Consider the following 18,525-nt stretch of genomic DNA (forward strand, 5'->3'; position numbering starts at 1 on the left):
CATACGAAATAATTCACCACTGATTGGTTTTTTTTGCAGTGGGGATGGCCAGGCGTGCTCTTCGCGGAGTAATCAGCAGCGTCATCCTACAACTACGCCTGCCCGATTCTTCCGATCCCTGCGAGGACCTCAACAAAGCTGAATCTTTCAGATTGACAGCGCTCGGGCTGCTCGATATAAAAGTCATATGTTGTACGACGACATATGACGTTACGTGTGTCTTACTAAAAACAATAAAAAGTGATGCCATGAACTTGAACGAGCCCCTCAACGCCCAGCGCGTGGGCCAGGCGGTAGGCAACTATCGCTGGACCATCTGCGCGATGCTGTTCTTCGCGACTACCGTCAACTACCTCGACCGCCAGGTGCTCAGCCTGCTGGCGCCACAACTGTCGACGCAATTTGGCTGGAGCAATACCGACTACGCCAACATTGCTGCGGTGTTCCAGTTCGTCTATGCGATTTCCATGCTGTTCGCCGGACGGTTTGTCGACAGGATCGGCACCAAGGCGGCGTATGTCGTGGCGATCGGGATCTGGTCCACCGGCGCAATCATGCATGCGTTCGCGGTGCCGATGGGCGAGGGGATCGCGGCGCTCAGTGGGGCCATTGGCCTTGCGGTGATCCCGGTGTCGATTGCCGGCTTCATGCTGTCCCGCGCCGTCCTGGCCATTGGCGAAGCAGGTAACTTCCCCATCGCGATCAAGGCCACCGCCGAGTACTTCCCGAAGAAAGAACGCTCCCTGGCCACCGGCATCTTCAACTCGGGGGCCAACGTGGGGGCGATCCTGGCGCCGATCTGTGTGCCGTTGATTGCCGGGCTGTGGGGGTGGGAAGCGGCGTTCATCGTCATCGGCATGCTGGGGTTTGTGTGGGTCGCGGTGTGGGGCGTGCTTTACCAGAAACCGGAGGAGCAGAAGCGCCTTTCGGCCGAAGAACTGGCCTACATCCGCAGTGACCAGACCCTACAACCCTTTACCCCTGCACCTGCCGGCGCGCCGCAGAAAAAAGTCTCCTGGTTCAAGTTGCTGACCTACCGCCAGACCTGGGCATTCGCTTTTGGCAAGTTCATGACCGACGGCGTGTGGTGGTTCTTTCTGTTCTGGCTGCCGACTTACCTGTCGGCGCAGTACGGCATGAAAGGCGCGGATATCGTGATGCCGTTGGCGGTGCTGTACAGCATGACCATGGTCGGCAGTATCGGCGGCGGCTGGTTCCCCAGTTACTTCATGGCGCGTGGCGATGCACCTTACGACGGCCGGATGAAAGCCATGCTGGTGATCGCACTGTTCCCGCTGGTGGTGTTGCTGGCGCAGCCTTTGGGTTACCTGAGCTTCTGGGTGCCGGTGCTGCTGATCGGTATCGGCGCCTCGGCGCACCAGGCGTGGTCGTGCAATATCTTCACCACCGTGTCCGACATGTTCCCGCAGAAAACCGTGGCGTCCGTGGTGGGGATCGGCGGCATGGCCGGCGGTCTGGGCGGCGTGGTCATGACCAAGATCGGCGGCTGGGTGTTCGACTACTACAAGTCCGTCAATGATATTCACACCGGCTACATGATCATGTTTGCGATCTGTGCGCTGGCGTACCTGGTGGCGTGGAGCGTGATGAAAGCGCTGGTGCCACGCCACAAGGAAATCACCAACCTATAAGCGGTGCGGGGCTTGGGTGACAGGCCCCGATCTACAGATCACGCGCCCAGGTCTGGCTGACCAGGGGCTTGCCGAAGCTTTGGGTGGGTTCTTCTTTGATCAACTCGAAACCGGCTTTCTGGTAGAGCCTGCAGGCGTCGGTCAGCGCACTCATGGTCCAGAGCACCATGCGTTGGTAGCCGGCATGCCGGGCAAAGCGCAGGCATTCGTCCACCAGGCGCTGGCCGATGCCCATGCCCCGCGCACTGGCGTCCACGTAGAGCATGCGCAGTTTGGCCGTGGTCTCGTCATGACGTATCACGAATACCGAGCCCACCACCTCACCGTCCTTTTCCGCGATCCAGCAGCGCTCGCAACTGGGGTCAAATTCGCGCAGGTACTTGGCGACAATTTCCGCCACCAAGGCTTCGAACTCCCAGTTCCAGTGGTACTCGCGGGCATACAGCGCCGCTTGCTGTTGCACCACCAGGCCCATGTCGCCGGGTTGCGGATCGCGCAGCAGGTAGCTCGGTGCGCGACCTTGCAGCAACGTCTGGATGCGCTGCATGGCTGCGGTCAGTTGCTGTTGTTGCAGTTCGGGCAGGCCTTGCAGCAAGGCGATGACTTCCAATTGAGTTTTCTGTTCCAGGGGCGCGAGCACGGAGCGGCCAAGGTCGCTGAGATGCAGTTGCACCGCACGCGCATCAGTAACCGAACGCACTTTCTCGACCAGGCCCTTCTTCTCGAATCCTTTGATCAGCCGGCTCAGGTAACCGGCATCCAGGCCCAGCATCTGGCACAGGTCGGCGCTGGTCAGATCGCCACGTGACGACAGCTCGTACATCACACGGATTTCGGTCAGGGAGAAGTCGCTTTGCAGCAGGTGTTCCTGCAGCACACCGATCTGGTGCGTATAGAAACGATTGAAACCACGGATGATGCCGGCGCGTTCGGAAAGGGTGGTGGACATGATGGCGCTCAAATGGTTGCCTGAGGCAACAATATGGTTGCCTCGGGCAAGCATGTCAAACCCTTTGCCTACGGATTGCGCGTCACCCGCCAAACGGTGTTGGCCAAGTCATCGGCGATGATCAGGGCGCCTTTCGGGTCCACCGTCACGCCCACCGGGCGCCCCCGGGTCTTGCCGTCGTCGCCGCGAAAGCCGGTGGCGAAGTCGACGGGTTCGCCGGCTGGCTTGCCGTTGCTGAACGGCACGAAGATCACCTTGTAGCCCACCGGGTTGTCGCGGTTCCAACTGCCGTGTTCGCCGACGAACACGCCGTCGGCGAACTTCTCACCCATTGCGGGGATGGAGAAATCCACACCCAACGCCGCAACGTGGGAGCCCAGGCTGTAATCGGGTTTGATCGCCGCTGCCACTTTCGCCGGGTTCTGCGGCTGTGCGCGGCTGTCGATGTTCTGGCCCCAGTAGCTGTAGGGCCACCCGTAGAAGGCACCCTCGTGCACCGAAGTGAGGTAATCCGGCACCAGGTCGGGGCCGAGTTCATCGCGCTCGTTGACCACCGTCCACAGTTGGCCGGTGCCCGGCTGCACCTTCAGCGCCGTCGGGTTGCGCAGGCCGGTGGCATAGGGTTTGTGCGCGCCGGTGGCGGCATCGATCTGCCAGACCATCGCCCGGTCGATCTCCACTTCCATGCCACGCTCGGTAATGTTGCTGTTGGAGCCGATGCCCACGTAGAGCTGGCGCCCGTCGGCGCTCACGGCCAGGGACTTGGTCCAGTGGTGGTTGATCTGCGCCGGCAGGTCAGTGACTTTGACGGGTGGCGCGCTGGCTTTGGTCTGGCCATCGGTGTAGTCAAAGCGCACCAGCGCGTCCTGGTTAGCCACGTAGAGTTTGCCGTCGGCGAAGGCCAGGCCATAGGGGGCGTTGAGATTGTCGGCAAACACGGTTTTCAGCTCATAAGTGCCGTCACCATCGGTATCGCGCAACAGGGTCAGGCGGTTGCCGCCTTTGACCTGGGTATTGCCCTGGGCCTTGATCACACTGGCAATCACGTCTTTGGGCTTGAGCTTGGCCGCGCTGCCGCCACGGCCTTCGGCGACCAGAATGTCGCCGTTGGGCAGGACCAGGGTTTGACGCGGGATGGCCAGGCCGGTGGCGATGGCGGTGACACTGTAGCCTTCGGGCACTTTGGGTTTTTGCGAACCCCAGGGCGTGGGTTCGGCAATTTTCATGCTCGGCAACAGGCTGCTTTGCTGCTCCGGCAGCTTGGGGTCAGGGCCGTGAGGTTGCGGTCTATCGGCTTCGCCGCCACAAGCACTGAGCAACAGCGCTGCGCTTAACAGGGTCAGGGTGTGGGCAGTCTTCATTGGGCACCTCCCGAGCGCAGGCCGGTCCAGGTGGCGGCCAGCGTCAGCAGCGTCACGATCACCGACAGGACCAGCCCGGCAGGCATGGCGGCGTAGGCGTCTTTGGCGTGCTGGAACGCGTTGATCAGGCCCAGCACCCAGGTTGCCACGAGCAATAGCACGTAGACGGTCGGTTGCCCGGCTTTGTGTTCGGCACGCAGCAGGTTGATCAGTGCGCACAACAGCGCAAGACCACAAAACACCAGCGCGCCGGCGATCAGCCATGAGGCGAAGTTGGCCCATTGAATCTGGTAGGTCTGGGTGTAGGCGATATCACTGAGCAGGGCACCCAGAAACAACGGCACGGTACCGGCGAGCAGCGCCGTGTGCAGCGGCCCGGGGGCGTAGCGATAGGCGGGTAGGGTGGTCATGGGATGGCGGCTCCTTGTTATACAACGCCCCTGGAATCGGGGCAGCGCATAGGAAAGGAGCCCTGCGTTTGTCAGATAGTTCAGTGTATTTCGTATCGAAAGAATGACGGCACAGTGCCCGCGCTAGGACTTGAAGCGCCCGACCAGCCCGTTCAGTTCTGCCGACAGGTTCGACAACCGCCCCGAATCATCCTGCGCCGAGTGGGCCAGGGTCTCGACTAAACGTGCCTCGTCATAGATCTGCTGGATATGCCGGTTGATCTCCTCCGCCACGCTGTGTTGCTCTTCGGCGGCGGCGGAAATCTGCAGGTTCTGGTCGCGGATCTCATTGACCGACAACTGAATGCCTTCAAAGCTGTCGCGCGCGCTCTCGATGGACGACACACTGGCCCGGGACAGGTCCAGGCAACTGCTCATCTTCTGCGTGACTTCCTCGGTCTTGCTGCCGAGGGTACCGAGCAGGCTTTCTATCTCGCCGGTGGAGTCGGACGTGCGCTTGGCCAGCGCGCGCACTTCATCCGCCACCACCGCAAACCCCCGGCCTTGATCACCGGCCCGGGCGGCTTCGATGGCGGCGTTGAGGGCCAGCAGGTTGGTCTGTTCGGCAATGGCGCGGATGGTGCCGAGGATCTGGTTGATGCTGCGGCTGCCGGCTTCGAGTTCGACCATCGCCTGGGACGACTCGGTCAAGCGGCGACCCAGGCGGTTGACGTTATCGGTGGTCACCTCGATCTGCTGCTTGCCTTCGGCCACCCGGCGATGGCCGTTCTCGGCGGATTCCGCCGCGCCACTGCATGAGCGTGCGACTTCGTTGGCCGTGGCAACCATTTCGTTGAACGCCGTGGACACCAACTCCACGGCTTCACGCTGGCGCCCGGCCGCTTCGTTCATGTTATGCGCCACTTCGCTGTTGACCTTGGACGCGTCGTGCAAGTTGGTCGAAGCCGCACCGATATGCTGGATCAGTTGCCGGATCGCGGCGAGAAACTTGTTGAACCAGCCGGCCAGCTCGGCGGTTTCATCCTTGCCCTGCACCTGCAACTCATGGCGCAGGTCACCTTCGCCCTGGGCGATCGACTGCAAGCCGGTGCTCACCTGGCCAATGGGCTTGACGATCACCTTGGAAAACGCCGCGGCAATCAGCCCGAAGATCAGCACCAGCACCGCCACGATCACGGCGGTCAGGTAGGTCATGCGCGTGGCGGCTGCCATCACTTCGTTGTATTCGATCAAGCCCACATAACGCCAGCCGAGGCCCGGGGAGGTCCAGACGTTGGCCATGTAACGCACGCCGTCGATCACCACCTCGGTGGAACCCTGGGGCGTATCGGCCAGCTGCGCATAAGGGGCGCCGAGGTCCTTGAGCGGCTTGAAGTTGTGCGCCGCATTGCGTGGGTCGACCAGCACCACGCCGTCCTCGATCAGCATCACATAGCCGCTTTCACCCAGCTTGATGCTCTTGAGCAATTCGGTGAGGTTCTTCAGCGACACACTGACCACGAACACCCCCTTGGGCTTGCCGGTGTTATCCAGCAACGCCCGTGCGGTGCCCACCAAGGCGACGTCATCTTTGTCGTAATAGTAAGCCGGGGTGCGCACGGTCTTGCCGGGGCTGGCCATCGCCGCCTTGTACCAGGGGCGAGCGCGTGGATCGTATTTGGCCAGTTGCGGGTCATCCGGCCATTTGGCGTAGGTGCCGTCTTCCAGGCCGATGGACAGGATTGCCGCCGAGGGATGCGTCGAACCGAAACGCGCAAACTGCTCAATCACCTGCTGGGCCTGCGCCGGCATCGGCTGGCTGGGGGCATTGGCGGCCTGGTAGTCTTTCAGAGTGTTTACGGAAGTGTATACAGGATCGGCGGCCATTTGATCGACGTTCTGCACCGTGCCATCGAAGAACTGCCGAATGTTGCCGTCGATCTGGCGGATCTCACGGGTGCTGCCATCAATGAACTGCTCGACCGCCTGAGTGCGCGTATTCATCACGGAGATCACCGCAACCAGGCTCACCGGGATAAAAGCGACGGATACGAAAGCAAGCACCAGCTTATTTTTTATTTTCATCGAGACGACCATCAGCGGGGAGGGCGGCCAAATCACCCTTTCCCAAACTGCGGGTAGGCGATTTGATATCACTGTCTGTTTCGGCTCGATGTGGATAAAGCTTTAGCGGTATTTTGTGTACAACAAGGAATAATTTTGTTCTGAAAAATCGCCTCGATAAGCGCTGTGCAAAGCAGCGATGCACCGATGCACTTGCGTCCGACTCCGACCGACCTTGTCAGCAGCGAGCCAATAACTGAGTCGTCTCGGCGATCCTGGCGTAATCCATTGCCAGGTTACTCAGCGACAGAGCATGCACGTCCTCGGCCGGCCAGAGGTGGCCGCGCAAGTCGGTTTGATCAAAGGTGTAGCAAGCATCCTCGACGACGATGACATCGAAGCCCAGGTTACCGCCGGATCGCGCGGTGGCTTCGACAGAGTTGTTGGTAATTACGCCAGCGATCACCAATTGCTGGATCGAGCGCATGTGCAGCCAACGCTCCAGGCCGGTTGCAGTGAAGGCATCGGGTACGTTTTTTTCCACGACATGCTCATGTTGGAGCGGCGCCAGCGCGGCCTGGAATTCGCAGCCCGGCTGGCCGGGCCAGAACACCGAGCCAGAGGTGCGGGAAATATGCCGGACATGCACGACGGGGCGCCGGGACTGCCGCCAAGCGCTGAGCAGGTGCTGCATGTGCAATTCGGCGTGCGGGTTATTGCGTCGCCCAAGCTTGGCGTCATTCATGCCCTGTTGCATGTCGATGATCATCAATGCCGCGTTTGTCGCTAACGGTTCCATGGCATATCCCTTCAATGGAGTGGAGCGAAACATATCAGCGATTGCGCAAATCCAGACAGGGATTTGTTCGAAAGCACCCGGCATTGTCTTTACACTGCGATCGCCATCCCGAGTTGAGATCCTATGCCTGCCCACATTCGCCTCGCGCATCGAGAGGACGCGCCTTTGTTACCCGCCATTGAGCGGTCTGCTGCCCAGGTGTTCCGTGAGATCGACGGGTTGGGCGGGTTAGCGGACAGCGCCACCCTGACGGTCGAGCGCCATCAGCAACTGATCGCTTTATCGACCTGTTGGGTGGTGGTCGACGCCAACGATCAGCTTCAAGGCTTCCTCAGCGCAGAACCCCAGGATGGCGTTTTACATATCCATGAGATGTCAGTTGCGCAAGCCGTCCAGGGCCAGGGCTGGGGGCGCAAGCTGCTGGAGACCGCCAAGGACTATGCCCAATCAAATGCATTGCGTGCGGTGACGCTGACGACGTTCAAGCACGTGCCGTGGAACGCTCCGTTCTACACACGGCTGGGGTTCAAACCCGAAACGGACCCGCGTCTGGCGCAAATCCTGGCGGATGAATATGCCCACGGGTTTGAGCCTGGCAGCCGCTGCGCGATGTCGTGGAGCATCAGCCTTGGTTGAGCGTATTCACATAAGCATGAAACATGTCCGCCATACCGTCCGCGTAAACCGCAATCTCTGCCGGCGTACGCGGGCTGCCTGAAAAGTCCTTGCCCACCGAACTGAGGGTGGTGAGGATCAGGTCGCACGCCAGGGCGCGGGATTCGTCGCGTACCTCGGGCAGCAGTTCCAGCATGAAACGCTGGAACGCCTGGCGACCTGCCGCGCGCACTTGCACGGCTTCAGGCGCATCCCGATACAGTGGCGCTGCGTCGTGCAGAGCCCCGCGCATCTGCGCTTCCTCGCATTCGGAGTGGATGAAGGCATGCACCAGGGTCCGTAGACGCGTCAACGGTGGCTCGTCGGCAGCGTCGAGGATGTCACACAGCATTTGCGTGGTCTGTTGCCACTCATCACTTTGCAGTCGAAACAGAATCGACGCCTTGTTGGGAAAGTACTGATACACCGAGCCCACACTCACACCGGCCTTTTCCGCCACCCGCGCGGTGGTGAAACGGGTGGCACCTTCTTTGGCCAAAACCTGAGTAGCGGCCTGCAGGATAGCCGCCACCAGTTCGGTGGAACGGGCCTGTTGCGGTTGCTTGCGCGAGGAAATACGCGGGGTCTGGCGGGTGGTCATGGAGAGCTCCGGCTGCTGGGCCAATGCGAATAGCGAAGACGATGAATCACTCGCATACTTTTAATGCGACGAATTAGTCGCATCCTAGCCCCAACCTGACGGAAAGCAACCATGACGACCCTCACCACCGCGCCATTGGCGCCGCTGGTCGAACGCCTCTACACCCAAGCCAGTGCGGCCACCAGCCCGATCATCGACAGCGTCCCCCGCGAAGAGCGCGACCGCCTGATGCACAGTAAAACCGAATACCTGGCGCTCTACACAATGCTCAAGGACCTGTGGCTGCCGGTCTCCCGCGACACCGGCAACCTGCTTTACATGCTCGCCCGCAGCAGCCGGGCACGGGCCATCGTCGAGTTCGGCACCTCGTTCGGCCTGTCCACACTGTTCCTGGCTGCCGCCTTGCGCGACAACGGCGGCGGAGTGCTGGTCGGCAGCGAATTCGAAGCGTCGAAGATCGCCCTGGCACGCGAGCATTTCATCGAAGGCGGGCTGAGCGACCTGATCGAAATCCGTGAAGGCGATGCGCTGGTCACCCTGGCCACCGGGCTGCCGGAAACCGTCGACCTGTTGCTGCTCGACGGCGCCAAGTCGTTGTATGGCGATGTGCTGGGCCTGGTGGAAAAACACCTGCGGCCCGGTGCCCTGGTGGTGGCCGACAACACTGACTATTGCCCGGAGTATTTGGCGCATGTGCGTTCGGCGGATAACGGTTACCTGTCCGTGCCCTTTGCCGATGACATCGAACTGTCGATCCGCCTGCGCTGACACTCCGCGCTGGCTGAACGCCAGCCGCACGGCACGAAGATCATCCCGGTGGTGGGGTCCATCCACCGGCTTGGCCCACCGATCAGCAGTTGATTGGCAAAACCCTGAAACTTCCTGGCGAAAATCCTCATAATAGCGGCCATTTTGTTTAGCTCGTTATTCTGGTGTGCCCGCATGGAAATTAAGGTCAACTTTCTCGACAACCTTCGGCTTGAAGCCAAGTTCGATGACTTCACGGTGATTGCCGATCAGCCGATCCGCTACAAAGGCGACGGTTCGGCACCGGGGCCATTCGATTACTTCCTGGCTTCGTCAGCGTTGTGCGCGGCGTACTTCGTCAAGCTTTATTGCCAGACGCGCAATATTCCGACTGAGAATATTCGCCTGTCGCAGAACAATATTGTCGACCCGGAAAACCGCTACAACCAGATCTTCAAGATCCAGGTCGAGTTGCCGGCGGATATTTCCGACAAAGACCGCCAGGGCATCCTGCGTTCCATCGACCGTTGCACCGTGAAAAAAGTCGTACAGGCCGGCCCTGAATTCGTCATCGAAGAAGTGGACAACCTCGATGCCGATGCCCAGGCGTTGCTGATGCCCAACTCGACTTCCTCGACCGGCACCTACATTGCGGGCAAGGACCTGCCGCTGGAACAGACCATTGCCAACATGTCCGGCATTCTGGCCGGCCTGGGCATGAAGATTGAAATCGCCTCGTGGCGCAATATCGTGCCTAACGTGTGGTCGTTGCATATCCGCGATGCGCATTCGCCGATGTGCTTCACCAACGGCAAGGGTGCGACCAAAGAGGGCGCCTTGGCGTCGGCGTTGGGCGAGTTCATCGAGCGGCTCAACTGCAACTTCTTCTACAACGATCAGTTCTGGGGTGAGGAACTGGCCAACGCGCCCTTCGTGCATTACCCGGATGAGCGCTGGTTCCAGCCGGGCCCCAAGGATGAGCTGCCGCCGGAAATCCTCGACGCCTACTGCCTGAAGATCTACAACCGCGATGGCGAGCTGCGCGGTTCGCATCTGTTCGACACCAACTCGGGGAATGAAGAACGCGGCATTGTTTCGCTGCCTTTCGTGCGCCAGTCCGACGGTGAAGTGGTGTACTTTCCGTCCAACTTGATCGAGAACCTCTACCTCAGCAACGGCATGAGCGCGGGCAACACCTTGGCTGAAGCGCAGGTTCAGTGTCTGTCGGAAATCTTCGAGCGGGCGGTGAAGCGCGAAATCATTGAAGGCGAATTTGCGTTGCCGGATGTGCCTGCCGAGGTACTGGCCAAATACCCGAGCATTCTGGCGGGTATTCAAGGCCTTGAAGCCCAAGGCTTCCCGGTATTGGTCAAGGACGCGTCCTTGGGCGGTGAATTCCCAGTGATGTGTGTGACCTTGATGAACCCCCGCACCGGTGGCGTATTCGCCTCATTCGGCGCGCACCCTAGCCTGGAAGTGGCGCTGGAACGCAGCCTGACCGAACTGCTGCAGGGCCGTAGCTTCGAGGGCTTGAACGACCTGCCGCAGCCAACGTTCGAAGGCCACGCGGTGACCGAGCCGAACAACTTCGTCGAACACTTCATCGATTCCAGTGGCGTGGTTTCGTGGCGCTTCTTCAGTGCCCAGTCGGATTATGAATTCGTCGAGTGGGACTTCTCGGGCCATGGCGAAGACTCCAACGCCCAGGAAGCCGCGACCCTGTTCGGGATTCTCGAAGGCATGGGCAAAGAGTCCTATATGGCGGTGTACGAACACCTCGGTGCCACCGCGTGCCGCATCCTGGTGCCGGACTATTCGGAAATTTACCCGGTGGATGACCTGATCTGGGACAACACCAACAAGGCGCTGTTTTTCCGCGAGGACATCCTCAACCTGCACCGTCTCAGCGATGATGAGCTGAAGGGGCTGGCCGAGCGCCTGGTGGAAAGCGAACTGGATGACTACACCGACATCACCACCTTGATCGGCATCGAGTTCGACGACAACACCGCGTGGGGGCAACTGACCATCCTGGAGTTGAAGCTGCTGATTTATCTCGCCTTGCTGCAATATGAAGAGGCGAAAGAGTGCGTGGAGATGTTCTTGCAGTACAACGACAACACTGTCGACCGCGGGCTGTTTTACCAGGCGGTGAATGCGGTGCTGGAGATGCATCTGGATGAAGATCTGGAGCTGGAGGACTACGAGGCCAACTTCCGCCGGATGTTCGGTAATGAGCGTATGGACGCAGTGATTGGCTCGGTCAACGGCAAGCTGCGGTTCTACGGCTTGACGCCGACCAGCATGAAGCTGGAAGGCTTGGACCGGCATCTGCGCTTGATCGACAGCTACAAGAAACTGCACGCGGCGCGGGCCAACATCACCTCAGCCTGACGCCTTGTAGTGAGCGGGCTTGTCCTAATGCCAGTCAGTTAAGGCTTAACGCGGTCATTGTGGGAGGGGCGGTGCGACGATTCGACTTGCTCCCGATAGGCCGCGCAGCGGCCTCAATAATGGGCCTGCTACGCAGTCCATCGGGAGCAAACCCCCTCCCACAGGTTATCCATCGTCTGCTCTATCGCTTAACTGACAGGCATTAGGGCTTGCCCCCCAGCGCGGGGCAAGCCCGCTCACTACAGCCACTAGGTGTGTTTAGATGTATGACAGGGCACGGGCCAGGTCTGCGCGTAGATCTTCCACCTCTTCGACCCCCACCGACAACCTTACCAACCCATCGCCAATCCCCAGCTGCGCCCGCGTAGCGGCCGGGATGCTCGCGTGGGTCATGATTGCCGGGTGTTCGATCAGGCTTTCCACGCCGCCCAGGCTTTCCGCCAGGGCGAAGATCCTGACGTTTTCCAGAAAGCGTGTGGCGCCGGCCAGGTTGCTGTTCAAGTCGACTGAAATCATCCCGCCAAACCCGTGCATCTGCCGGCGGGCCAGCTCGTGCTGTGGATGAGACGCCAGCCCTGGGTAATACACCCGTGACACTTGCGGCTGTTGTTCCAGCCAGGTGGCCAGTTCCAGGGCGTTGCTGCAATGGCGTTCCATGCGCAGCGCCAGGGTTTTCACGCCGCGCAGGGTCAGGAAGGCATCGAACGGACCGGCGATGGCGCCGACCGAGTTCTGCAGGAAGCCCAGGCGCTGCGCCAATTCCGGATTGTGACCCACAACGGCGATGCCACCGATCACGTCGGAATGGCCGTTCAGGTACTTGGTGGTGGAGTGCACCACAATGTCGAAACCCAGCTCCAGCGGGCGCTGAATCCATGGGCTGGCGAAGGTGTTATCGGCGACGCAGATAATCCCGCGATCCCGGCAGATACGCGCGATTGCACTGAGGTCGGTGAGGCTCAGCAGCGGGTTGCTCGGCGTTTCGACCCAGACCATGCGCGTGTTCGCCTGCAACGCCGCCTCAAACGCCGCGACATTGCTCAAGTCGACGTAGCTGAAGGTGTGCCCGGCACTGCGCTGGCGCACTTTGTCGAACAGGCGAAAGGTGCCACCGTACAAATCGTTGCCGGAGACGATATGCGCGCCGGCATCGAGCAGTTCCAGCACGGTGGAGATCGCCGCCAACCCCGAGGCGAAGGCAAACGCCTGGCTGCCACCTTCGAGGTCGGCGACGCAGCGTTCCAGGGCAAAACGCGTGGGGTTATGCGAGCGCCCGTAATCGAACCCCTGGTGCACGCCGGGGCTGCTTTGCCGGTACGTGGAGTTGGCGTAGATCGGCGGCATCAACGCGCCCGTGGTCGGGTCTGGAGATTGCCCGGCATGGATCACGCGGGTGGCGAAAGCGCTTTTATCGGACTGACTCATGCAAGGGATCTCCGTAGGTGGTTGAGCAGGTCGACGCGGGTAATCAAGCCGTGGAAGCCTGAGGCGTCGGCGATGATGGCGACCAGGCCGCGATCGAGTTCGGCCTGCAACTCAACCAGGCTGGCACTCGGCGACAAGGTGTGCAGGGTGTTGGTCATGGCGCTGGCCACGATCATGGTGAACTCCGCAGCGTCATGATGTAGCGCCAGTAAAATATCGGACTCGTCGATCACCCCGACCAGTTGCTGGCCATCCACCAGCACCGGCAACTGCGAGACATCGGCCAGGCGCATGCGCTGGAAGGCGGTGAGCAAGGTGTCATCGGGGCTGACGCTGATCACCCGGTCGTCTTCGAAGCGCCGGGCGATCAGGTCGCGCAGGTCGCCATAATGCTTGTATTGCAACAGGCCGGCGTCCTGCATCCATTGGTCGTTATAGACTTTCGACAGATAGCGTGTGCCGGTGTCGCACACAAACGTGACCACGCGCTTGGGCACAGTCTGCTCGCGGCAATAGCGCAGGGCGGCGGCGAGCAGGGTGCCGGTCGACGACCCGCCGAGAATCCCTTCGGCCTTGAGCAGTTGACGGGCGTGGTCGAAGCTCTCTTCATCACTGATGGAATAGGCATGGCGCACGCTGGAAAGGTCGGCAATCGACGGCACAAAGTCTTCGCCGATGCCTTCCACGGCCCAGGAACCAGGGGTTTTCAACTGGCCGCTGCGGCTGTATTCGGCCATCACCGAGCCCACCGGGTCGGCCAGCACTATTTCCAGCTCCGGCTGCACGCGTTGGAAGAAACGGGTCAGGCCGGTGAGGGTACCGGCCGAGCCGACGCCCACTACGATCGCGTCGACGTCGTGCTGGGTCTGTGCCCAGATCTCCGGCGCGGTGCTGGTTTCGTGGGCCATGGGGTTGGCGGGGTTGTTGAATTGGTCGGCGAAAAACGAGCCGGGAATGTCCTTGGCCAGGCGTGCGGCCACGTCCTGGTAGTACTCGGGGTGGCCCTTGCCGACGTCGGAGCGGGTGATATGCACTTCGGCTCCCATGGCCTTGAGGTGCAGCACCTTTTCGGTGGACATCTTGTCGGGCACCACCAGCACCACGCGGTAGCCCTTGGCCCGGCCCACCAGCGCCAGGCCCAGGCCGGTGTTGCCGGCGGTGGCTTCGACGATGGTGCCTCCGGGGCGCAGGCGGCCGTCACGCTCGGCGGCGTCGATCATGGCCAGGCCGATGCGGTCCTTGATCGAGCCGCCGGGGTTCTGCGATTCCAGTTTGAGAAATAGCGTGCAGAGGCCAGTGTCAAAGCGGCTGACCCGGACCAACGGTGTGTTGCCGATCAGTTCGAGTACGGCGGGGCGGGGTTGTACGGGCATGGGGTCACCTGGGGGCTGAAGGGGCCTAGGGGTCAACGTCCGGCTACGGCAGCCTCGATGGCGGCGACGTCGATCTTGGTCATGCTCATCATGGCGTCAAAGGCGCGCTTGGCGGTGGCCGGGTCGGGATGGCTGATCGCTGCGCTCAACACTCGCGGGGTGATCTGCCACGACACGCCCCACTTGTCCTTGCACCAGCCACAGGCGCTGGCCTGGCCACCGTTATCGATAATGGCGTGCCAATAACGGTCGGTTTCAGCCTGGTCGTCCGTCGCCACCTGGAACGAAAACGCTTCAGTCTGCGGGAACACCGGGCCGCCATTGAGGCCCAGGCAGGCAACGCCCATCACCGTGAATTCGACGGTCAACACGTCGCCTTGCTTGCCCGAAGGGTAGTCGCCCGGCGCAAGGTGCACGGCGTCGACGCGGCTGTCGGGAAAGGTCGCGGCATAGAAGGCCGCCGCCTCCTGGGCGGTACCGTTGTACCAGAGGCACAGGGTGTTTTTATGCTTCATCTCAACGCTCCACTGGGTTGATGGGTGCGTGGAGTTTAGACGACGCCAGCCATCACAGCTGTCGTTCGACCGCCGCCTTGTCGATCACTGACCAGACGTGCGCAAATCTGCCGTTGTCGACTTCGTAAAATACGTTCTCATCAAAGACCACCTGTTTGCCGTTGATCGGCAATCCGAAAAACTCTCCACGAGGGTGGACGTTGAAGTTAAGCCGGCTGGCAATCCTGGGCGGGTCGACCACCAGCAGTTGGATGCGAAACACCAGGTCGGGAATTTCGCGAAAGTCGCGCTCCAGCATGGCGCGATAACCCGCGAGCCCCACGGCGGTGGCGTTGTAGGTGACGTCAGGCGCGACGAAATCACCCAGGTGCGCCCAATCCTGGCGGTTGAGGCAGTCGATGTAGCCGTTGTAGAGATCGGTGAGTTCGGTTTTGGTCATCGAATGTTTTCTCTTAAAGGGGGCTTTCCTGTTGCGGGCCAGGACGCTACTTGAGACAACGCATGAATGACATCCGCCGCCATCTTTTCAGCACTGCTCAACCCATCGACTCTGACAATCGGAACGGTTTGCTTCGACAACCACCGTTCGTGCCGCGCCCTGTTGCGGCCGGAAAAGGTCGGGTCGTCGTACCGCGAAGCCCATTCCTTGAAGGCCACATGGATCTCATGCATGTCGCCACCTGGCTCGAGTCTATCGCCATAGCGCTGTTTTTCACGTGCGGTCAGGCGTTCAAGGCGAACGGAGGTTGGCGTTGCAACAAACACAATCAGGTCGGCGTTTTTGATCAGTGCATCTCCCCACTCCGCACAAGAACCGGTGAGTACCCAATTGTCATCACCGAAGCGTTGCTGAATCAGCGCCACGCGCTCCTCGGGCGCACGTTTGGTTGTAAACGGTGGGTTAGTGGGTAGCCAATAAAAGTCATCGACATCGAAGTGACGAAGGCTGAGTGAAGAGGCGAGGGCATGACCCAGTGTTGTCACGCCTGCACACGACGCGCCTGTGATGTGGATCCGCACTTTTTCCTCCATACAACGTTGTTTTTGAGGTCAGCAAGAAGCGTTTGGACGTTTATGTACGGGCCTCTAGCAAACATCATGTTTGCCTTTGCTCAAGCTCGCTGGGCGTCTGACCCGCTTCGTCCCGAAGTGCAAGCCGATGGGTTTCTTTAACCATCCAGGTCAAAAAATCGCGGAGCAGGCGCGCAAATGCTTTTGGCTCAGCGCAAGGACTCTTCGCCTCAGACAAGAAAAAACAGACCTGCATTCTCATGTCGGGATAGTGATGCACAAACAGCTCGACGTACTCTTCCAACGTTTGTGGCCACATCAGGTCCTGTTCGACGCAAAGTACTTGAGTCGAGCGGATGAGTTTGCGTGAGACCTCTCGTTGCAAGCGAAGTGATTGCGCCGGCGTGGTCGTCTGCTCAATAGCTTCGGCATAGCGTGCCAACACGGTCTCAAAGTCACCATTGACGGCAATGGCGATGTCACGCGACGGCTTGAACCGATCAAAGCGGTTGCTCAGGTCATTTCCCCACAAGCAACGGCAGTGGTGCTTGAGCCAGTACCCCCAGCTCAACCGATTATCAGCCGCCAGTACTTCAGAGCGACTGCCGATGTCGAAATCGATTTTGATGACTTCAGCATGCTGACTTTCCAGCCTGCGCTTTTTCGATTCGAGTATTTCCAGATCCTGTGATGTAGCGGCGCTTTGCAGCACAAGGGTCAGGTCAAGGTCAGAACCGCCCGGAATGGCGTCGCCTCGAGCAACACTGCCGTAGATATAGATTCCATCCAGCAGGGGGCTCGACTGCGTTAGCGTCGTGCAAACGTCCCGCAATAAATCCTGGAATTGTGGCTGCATCTCGACGTTGGACGGGGTGAGGATATAGCCGTCTTCATCAATGCCACGAGAGTCAAATCGTTCCATGAAGCCGTCCGTGAGGTGGAGTGAAAATAGGGGCGGACTGAAATTGTGGTTTGAACCTGGCTTTATTCCTTCAAGCCCGGCGTGTCATTTCAAACGAAAAATCCTAAGCGCCTACTGATAGGTCGTCTATTGTTGAGCACTTCGGACCATGACTGTCATCAGTGTTTCGTCGTCAGGGGACATATTGAGACGTCAGACTACCTCAAGCTCTCGATGTCCAAACAAGGCATTCATCAATGATTCGCAAAGCGTTCCCCTCCGACGCAAGGACGATTTTTATCGCCGGGCCGGGTGCGTTGAGGAAACCGGGAGCGAGCGCGATCTGCAGAGGGACGGGACAGCACTGGTCGAGGTGAGATACGGGTTGTCCTTGACCCCACCCCGGTTGTGAGCCCCGACGACATCATCCTGCCCGGCGTGCGGTCAACAGCACCGTCGCCGCAGCCGACAACAACCCTGCGCAGCAACGATTGAATATCCGCTTGCCCCGTGGCTCGGCAAACCAGCGGCGCATGTGCAGGCCCATGTAGGCATAAGCGCTGATGGCGATCCACTCCAGTGCGAGGAACAGTGCACCCAGTAGCGCGAACTGTGGCGTGATCGGTTGGCCGGGTACTACAAACTGCGGAAGGAAGGCGGTGAAGATCAGGATGGCTTTCGGGTTGCCTGCCGCCACCAGAAACTCCTGGCGTGCCAACCCCCACAAACCCACCTTGGCCGTACTCGCCTGCGCCTCTGCCTGGGGATTGGCACGCCACAACTGAAACGCCAGATAAAACAGGTACGCCGCCCCCAGAATCTTGATCCCGTAGAACAACAACTCCGAAGTTTGCAGCACCACCGCCAAGCCTGCAGAGGCGAGGGCGATCATGCCGGCGAAAGCCAGCAGGCGGCCGATGCCCGCGAGGCAGGAGGTGCGGTAGCCGTAGCGTGTGGCGTTGCTCACGGACAGCAGGTTGTTGGGGCCTGGGGCCATGTTCAGGGCGAAGCAGGCGGGGAGGAAGAGGGTGAGGGTGGTGAGGTCCATGTGCACTCCAGTCGACTCGGGCAGAGGTGGTCACTAGGGTACGAGAGGGACGGGGGCCGTAACAACTGAACAACACAATTGCGCAGGGCTTGGCTTGATAAACAGATAGAGTTCGCTGTTCAGGGCGCGAGTTGTCTGCGCTGTAAAACGGAAAATCGACTCATGGATCATATTACCTATCGTACGGCCACGCCTGATGACGTTTCGTTGTGTATCCAAATCCGCGGGCTGACGAGAGAAAATGCATTTTCAGAAGAAGCGCTGTGTGCACTGGGCATCACGGTCGAGTCCTGGAGTGCAGACATCGTTGCCGGCAGTTCTATCGGCGTTGTCGCCTGTGTGAACGGCAGGATAGTCGGGTATTGCTTTGGTGAGCGGAGCACCGGCGAAGTCACGGTGCTCGCCCTCCTTGGGGAATACGAAGGGCAAGGGATCGGCAAGTCCTTGCTGGGACAAGTGACCGCTGAACTCCATCACGCAGGCTTTGAACGTTTGTTTCTGGCGTGTGCCAGCGACCCGAATGTACGCTCGTATGGTTTCTATCGGCACTTGGGCTGGACGTGGACAGGAGAGTGCGATGAAGAGGGTGATCACATTCTCGAGTTTGCGATTGCCGAGGGTGGCTTGAAATAGCCGGATGTT

General features: G+C 60.1%; 18 protein-coding genes and 2 pseudogenes. 6 read left to right on the forward strand and 14 right to left on the reverse strand.

The genetic code is table 11. The annotated features are described in order from the left end of the window. The first annotated feature begins 248 nt into the window (after positions 1–248). Positions 249–1,652 carry an MFS transporter gene (locus tag DK870_RS03040; RefSeq protein WP_161547862.1) on the forward strand — a complete coding sequence of 468 codons (1,404 nt, stop codon included), beginning with the start codon at positions 249–251 and terminating at the stop codon, positions 1,650–1,652. 31 nt (positions 1,653–1,683) lie between these two features. Here the strand turns inward: DK870_RS03040 and DK870_RS03045 are convergent, their stop codons facing one another. The 6 genes and pseudogenes from DK870_RS03045 to DK870_RS03065 form a co-directional block, all read right to left on the reverse strand. Further along, entirely contained in the window at positions 1,684–2,601 is a 918-nt protein-coding gene (locus DK870_RS03045) for a bifunctional helix-turn-helix transcriptional regulator/GNAT family N-acetyltransferase (protein ID WP_161547863.1), read from the reverse strand. Between the two features lie 68 nt (positions 2,602–2,669). Continuing rightward, on the reverse strand, positions 2,670–3,962 hold the full coding sequence (locus tag DK870_RS03050) for a sorbosone dehydrogenase family protein (RefSeq protein ID WP_161547864.1): 1,293 nt from the start codon (positions 3,960–3,962) through the stop codon (positions 2,670–2,672). Then, on the reverse strand, positions 3,959–4,372 hold the full coding sequence (locus DK870_RS03055; RefSeq protein WP_161547865.1) for a DUF2231 domain-containing protein: 414 nt from the start codon (positions 4,370–4,372) through the stop codon (positions 3,959–3,961). The genes DK870_RS03050 and DK870_RS03055 overlap by 4 nt, the downstream gene beginning before the upstream one ends. Before the next feature lie 123 nt (positions 4,373–4,495). After that, complete coding sequence (locus DK870_RS29910; protein WP_372241657.1) at positions 4,496–5,263, reverse strand: methyl-accepting chemotaxis protein; 768 nt, start codon at positions 5,261–5,263, stop codon at positions 4,496–4,498. Positions 5,264–5,350: 87 nt separating this feature from the next. After that, positions 5,351–6,448, reverse strand: a pseudogene (locus DK870_RS29915) (cache domain-containing protein); the annotation flags it as partial. A 205-nt stretch (positions 6,449–6,653) separates the two neighbouring features. After that, positions 6,654–7,214: a cysteine hydrolase family protein gene (locus tag DK870_RS03065; RefSeq protein ID WP_161547867.1), complete on the reverse strand. Its 561-nt coding sequence runs from the start codon at positions 7,212–7,214 to the stop codon at positions 6,654–6,656. Between the two features lie 123 nt (positions 7,215–7,337). Between DK870_RS03065 and DK870_RS03070 the strand changes: the two genes are divergently transcribed. Next, a complete protein-coding gene (locus DK870_RS03070; protein ID WP_161547868.1) occupies positions 7,338–7,850 on the forward strand; it encodes a GNAT family N-acetyltransferase in 513 nt (170 codons plus the stop codon). On the opposite strand, the gene DK870_RS03075 is transcribed toward DK870_RS03070, so the two are convergent. Beyond that, positions 7,837–8,469 carry a TetR family transcriptional regulator gene (locus tag DK870_RS03075; protein WP_060752688.1) on the reverse strand — a complete coding sequence of 211 codons (633 nt, stop codon included), beginning with the start codon at positions 8,467–8,469 and terminating at the stop codon, positions 7,837–7,839. The genes DK870_RS03070 and DK870_RS03075 overlap by 14 nt on opposite strands. 111 nt (positions 8,470–8,580) lie before the next feature. Here DK870_RS03075 and DK870_RS03080 point away from each other — a divergent pair, with 111 nt between their 5' ends. Beyond that, positions 8,581–9,237 (forward strand): O-methyltransferase, encoded by a 657-nt coding sequence (locus DK870_RS03080; RefSeq protein ID WP_161547869.1) that lies wholly within the window; start codon positions 8,581–8,583, stop codon positions 9,235–9,237. Between the two features lie 174 nt (positions 9,238–9,411). Beyond that, positions 9,412–11,610 (forward strand): OsmC domain/YcaO domain-containing protein, encoded by a 2,199-nt coding sequence (locus tag DK870_RS03085; protein WP_161547870.1) that lies wholly within the window; start codon positions 9,412–9,414, stop codon positions 11,608–11,610. 258 nt (positions 11,611–11,868) lie between these two features. On the opposite strand, the gene DK870_RS03090 is transcribed toward DK870_RS03085, so the two are convergent. The 6 genes from DK870_RS03090 to DK870_RS03115 form a co-directional block, all read right to left on the reverse strand. Continuing rightward, complete coding sequence (locus tag DK870_RS03090) at positions 11,869–13,035, reverse strand: cystathionine gamma-synthase (RefSeq protein WP_161547871.1); 1,167 nt, start codon at positions 13,033–13,035, stop codon at positions 11,869–11,871. Further along, a complete protein-coding gene (locus DK870_RS03095) occupies positions 13,032–14,408 on the reverse strand; it encodes a cystathionine beta-synthase (RefSeq protein ID WP_161547872.1) in 1,377 nt (458 codons plus the stop codon). Before DK870_RS03095 ends, DK870_RS03090 begins: the two co-directional genes overlap by 4 nt. A 32-nt stretch (positions 14,409–14,440) precedes the next feature. Then, on the reverse strand, positions 14,441–14,923 hold the full coding sequence (locus tag DK870_RS03100; protein WP_060752693.1) for a VOC family protein: 483 nt from the start codon (positions 14,921–14,923) through the stop codon (positions 14,441–14,443). A 52-nt stretch (positions 14,924–14,975) separates the two neighbouring features. Then, positions 14,976–15,362 carry an ester cyclase gene (locus DK870_RS03105; RefSeq protein ID WP_161547873.1) on the reverse strand — a complete coding sequence of 129 codons (387 nt, stop codon included), beginning with the start codon at positions 15,360–15,362 and terminating at the stop codon, positions 14,976–14,978. After that, positions 15,359–15,943 carry an AAA family ATPase gene (locus DK870_RS03110; RefSeq protein WP_161547874.1) on the reverse strand — a complete coding sequence of 195 codons (585 nt, stop codon included), beginning with the start codon at positions 15,941–15,943 and terminating at the stop codon, positions 15,359–15,361. Before DK870_RS03110 ends, DK870_RS03105 begins: the two co-directional genes overlap by 4 nt. 76 nt (positions 15,944–16,019) lie before the next feature. Then, entirely contained in the window at positions 16,020–16,856 is an 837-nt protein-coding gene (locus tag DK870_RS03115) for a nucleotidyltransferase domain-containing protein (RefSeq protein ID WP_161547875.1), read from the reverse strand. Positions 16,857–17,130: 274 nt separating this feature from the next. Between DK870_RS03115 and DK870_RS29530 the strand changes: the two are divergent. Continuing rightward, positions 17,131–17,247 (forward strand): annotated as a pseudogene (locus tag DK870_RS29530) (GNAT family N-acetyltransferase); the annotation flags it as partial. A gap of 12 nt (positions 17,248–17,259) precedes the next feature. Here the strand turns inward: DK870_RS29530 and DK870_RS03120 are convergent. Next, entirely contained in the window at positions 17,260–17,883 is a 624-nt protein-coding gene (locus DK870_RS03120; RefSeq protein ID WP_060752697.1) for a LysE family translocator, read from the reverse strand. Positions 17,884–18,045: 162 nt separating this feature from the next. On the opposite strand from DK870_RS03120, the gene DK870_RS03125 reads away from it, so the two are divergent. Beyond that, positions 18,046–18,516 carry a GNAT family N-acetyltransferase gene (locus tag DK870_RS03125; RefSeq protein WP_161547876.1) on the forward strand — a complete coding sequence of 157 codons (471 nt, stop codon included), beginning with the start codon at positions 18,046–18,048 and terminating at the stop codon, positions 18,514–18,516. Positions 18,517–18,525: the final 9 nt, after the last annotated feature.

Origin of the sequence: Pseudomonas sp. Q1 (assembly GCF_009935975.1) — a bacterium.
Classification (GTDB): domain Bacteria; phylum Pseudomonadota; class Gammaproteobacteria; order Pseudomonadales; family Pseudomonadaceae; genus Aquipseudomonas; species Aquipseudomonas palleroniana.

What these genes read in the sequence shown, in the direction of transcription:
- DK870_RS03040 (WP_161547862.1), top strand. Translation starts at nt 249, where the DNA reads ATGAACTTGAACGAGCCCCTCAACGCCCAGCGCGTGGGCCAGGCGGTA.
- DK870_RS03045 (WP_161547863.1), bottom strand. Translation starts at nt 2,601, where the DNA reads ATGTCCACCACCCTTTCCGAACGCGCCGGCATCATCCGTGGTTTCAAT.
- DK870_RS03050 (WP_161547864.1), bottom strand. Translation starts at nt 3,962, where the DNA reads ATGAAGACTGCCCACACCCTGACCCTGTTAAGCGCAGCGCTGTTGCTC.
- DK870_RS03055 (WP_161547865.1), bottom strand. Translation starts at nt 4,372, where the DNA reads ATGACCACCCTACCCGCCTATCGCTACGCCCCCGGGCCGCTGCACACG.
- DK870_RS29910 (WP_372241657.1), bottom strand. Translation starts at nt 5,263, where the DNA reads ATGAACGAAGCGGCCGGGCGCCAGCGTGAAGCCGTGGAGTTGGTGTCC.
- DK870_RS03065 (WP_161547867.1), bottom strand. Translation starts at nt 7,214, where the DNA reads ATGGAACCGTTAGCGACAAACGCGGCATTGATGATCATCGACATGCAA.
- DK870_RS03070 (WP_161547868.1), top strand. Translation starts at nt 7,338, where the DNA reads ATGCCTGCCCACATTCGCCTCGCGCATCGAGAGGACGCGCCTTTGTTA.
- DK870_RS03075 (WP_060752688.1), bottom strand. Translation starts at nt 8,469, where the DNA reads ATGACCACCCGCCAGACCCCGCGTATTTCCTCGCGCAAGCAACCGCAA.
- DK870_RS03080 (WP_161547869.1), top strand. Translation starts at nt 8,581, where the DNA reads ATGACGACCCTCACCACCGCGCCATTGGCGCCGCTGGTCGAACGCCTC.
- DK870_RS03085 (WP_161547870.1), top strand. Translation starts at nt 9,412, where the DNA reads ATGGAAATTAAGGTCAACTTTCTCGACAACCTTCGGCTTGAAGCCAAG.
- DK870_RS03090 (WP_161547871.1), bottom strand. Translation starts at nt 13,035, where the DNA reads ATGAGTCAGTCCGATAAAAGCGCTTTCGCCACCCGCGTGATCCATGCC.
- DK870_RS03095 (WP_161547872.1), bottom strand. Translation starts at nt 14,408, where the DNA reads ATGCCCGTACAACCCCGCCCCGCCGTACTCGAACTGATCGGCAACACA.
- DK870_RS03100 (WP_060752693.1), bottom strand. Translation starts at nt 14,923, where the DNA reads ATGAAGCATAAAAACACCCTGTGCCTCTGGTACAACGGTACCGCCCAG.
- DK870_RS03105 (WP_161547873.1), bottom strand. Translation starts at nt 15,362, where the DNA reads ATGACCAAAACCGAACTCACCGATCTCTACAACGGCTACATCGACTGC.
- DK870_RS03115 (WP_161547875.1), bottom strand. Translation starts at nt 16,856, where the DNA reads ATGGAACGATTTGACTCTCGTGGCATTGATGAAGACGGCTATATCCTC.
- DK870_RS03120 (WP_060752697.1), bottom strand. Translation starts at nt 17,883, where the DNA reads ATGGACCTCACCACCCTCACCCTCTTCCTCCCCGCCTGCTTCGCCCTG.
- DK870_RS03125 (WP_161547876.1), top strand. Translation starts at nt 18,046, where the DNA reads ATGGATCATATTACCTATCGTACGGCCACGCCTGATGACGTTTCGTTG.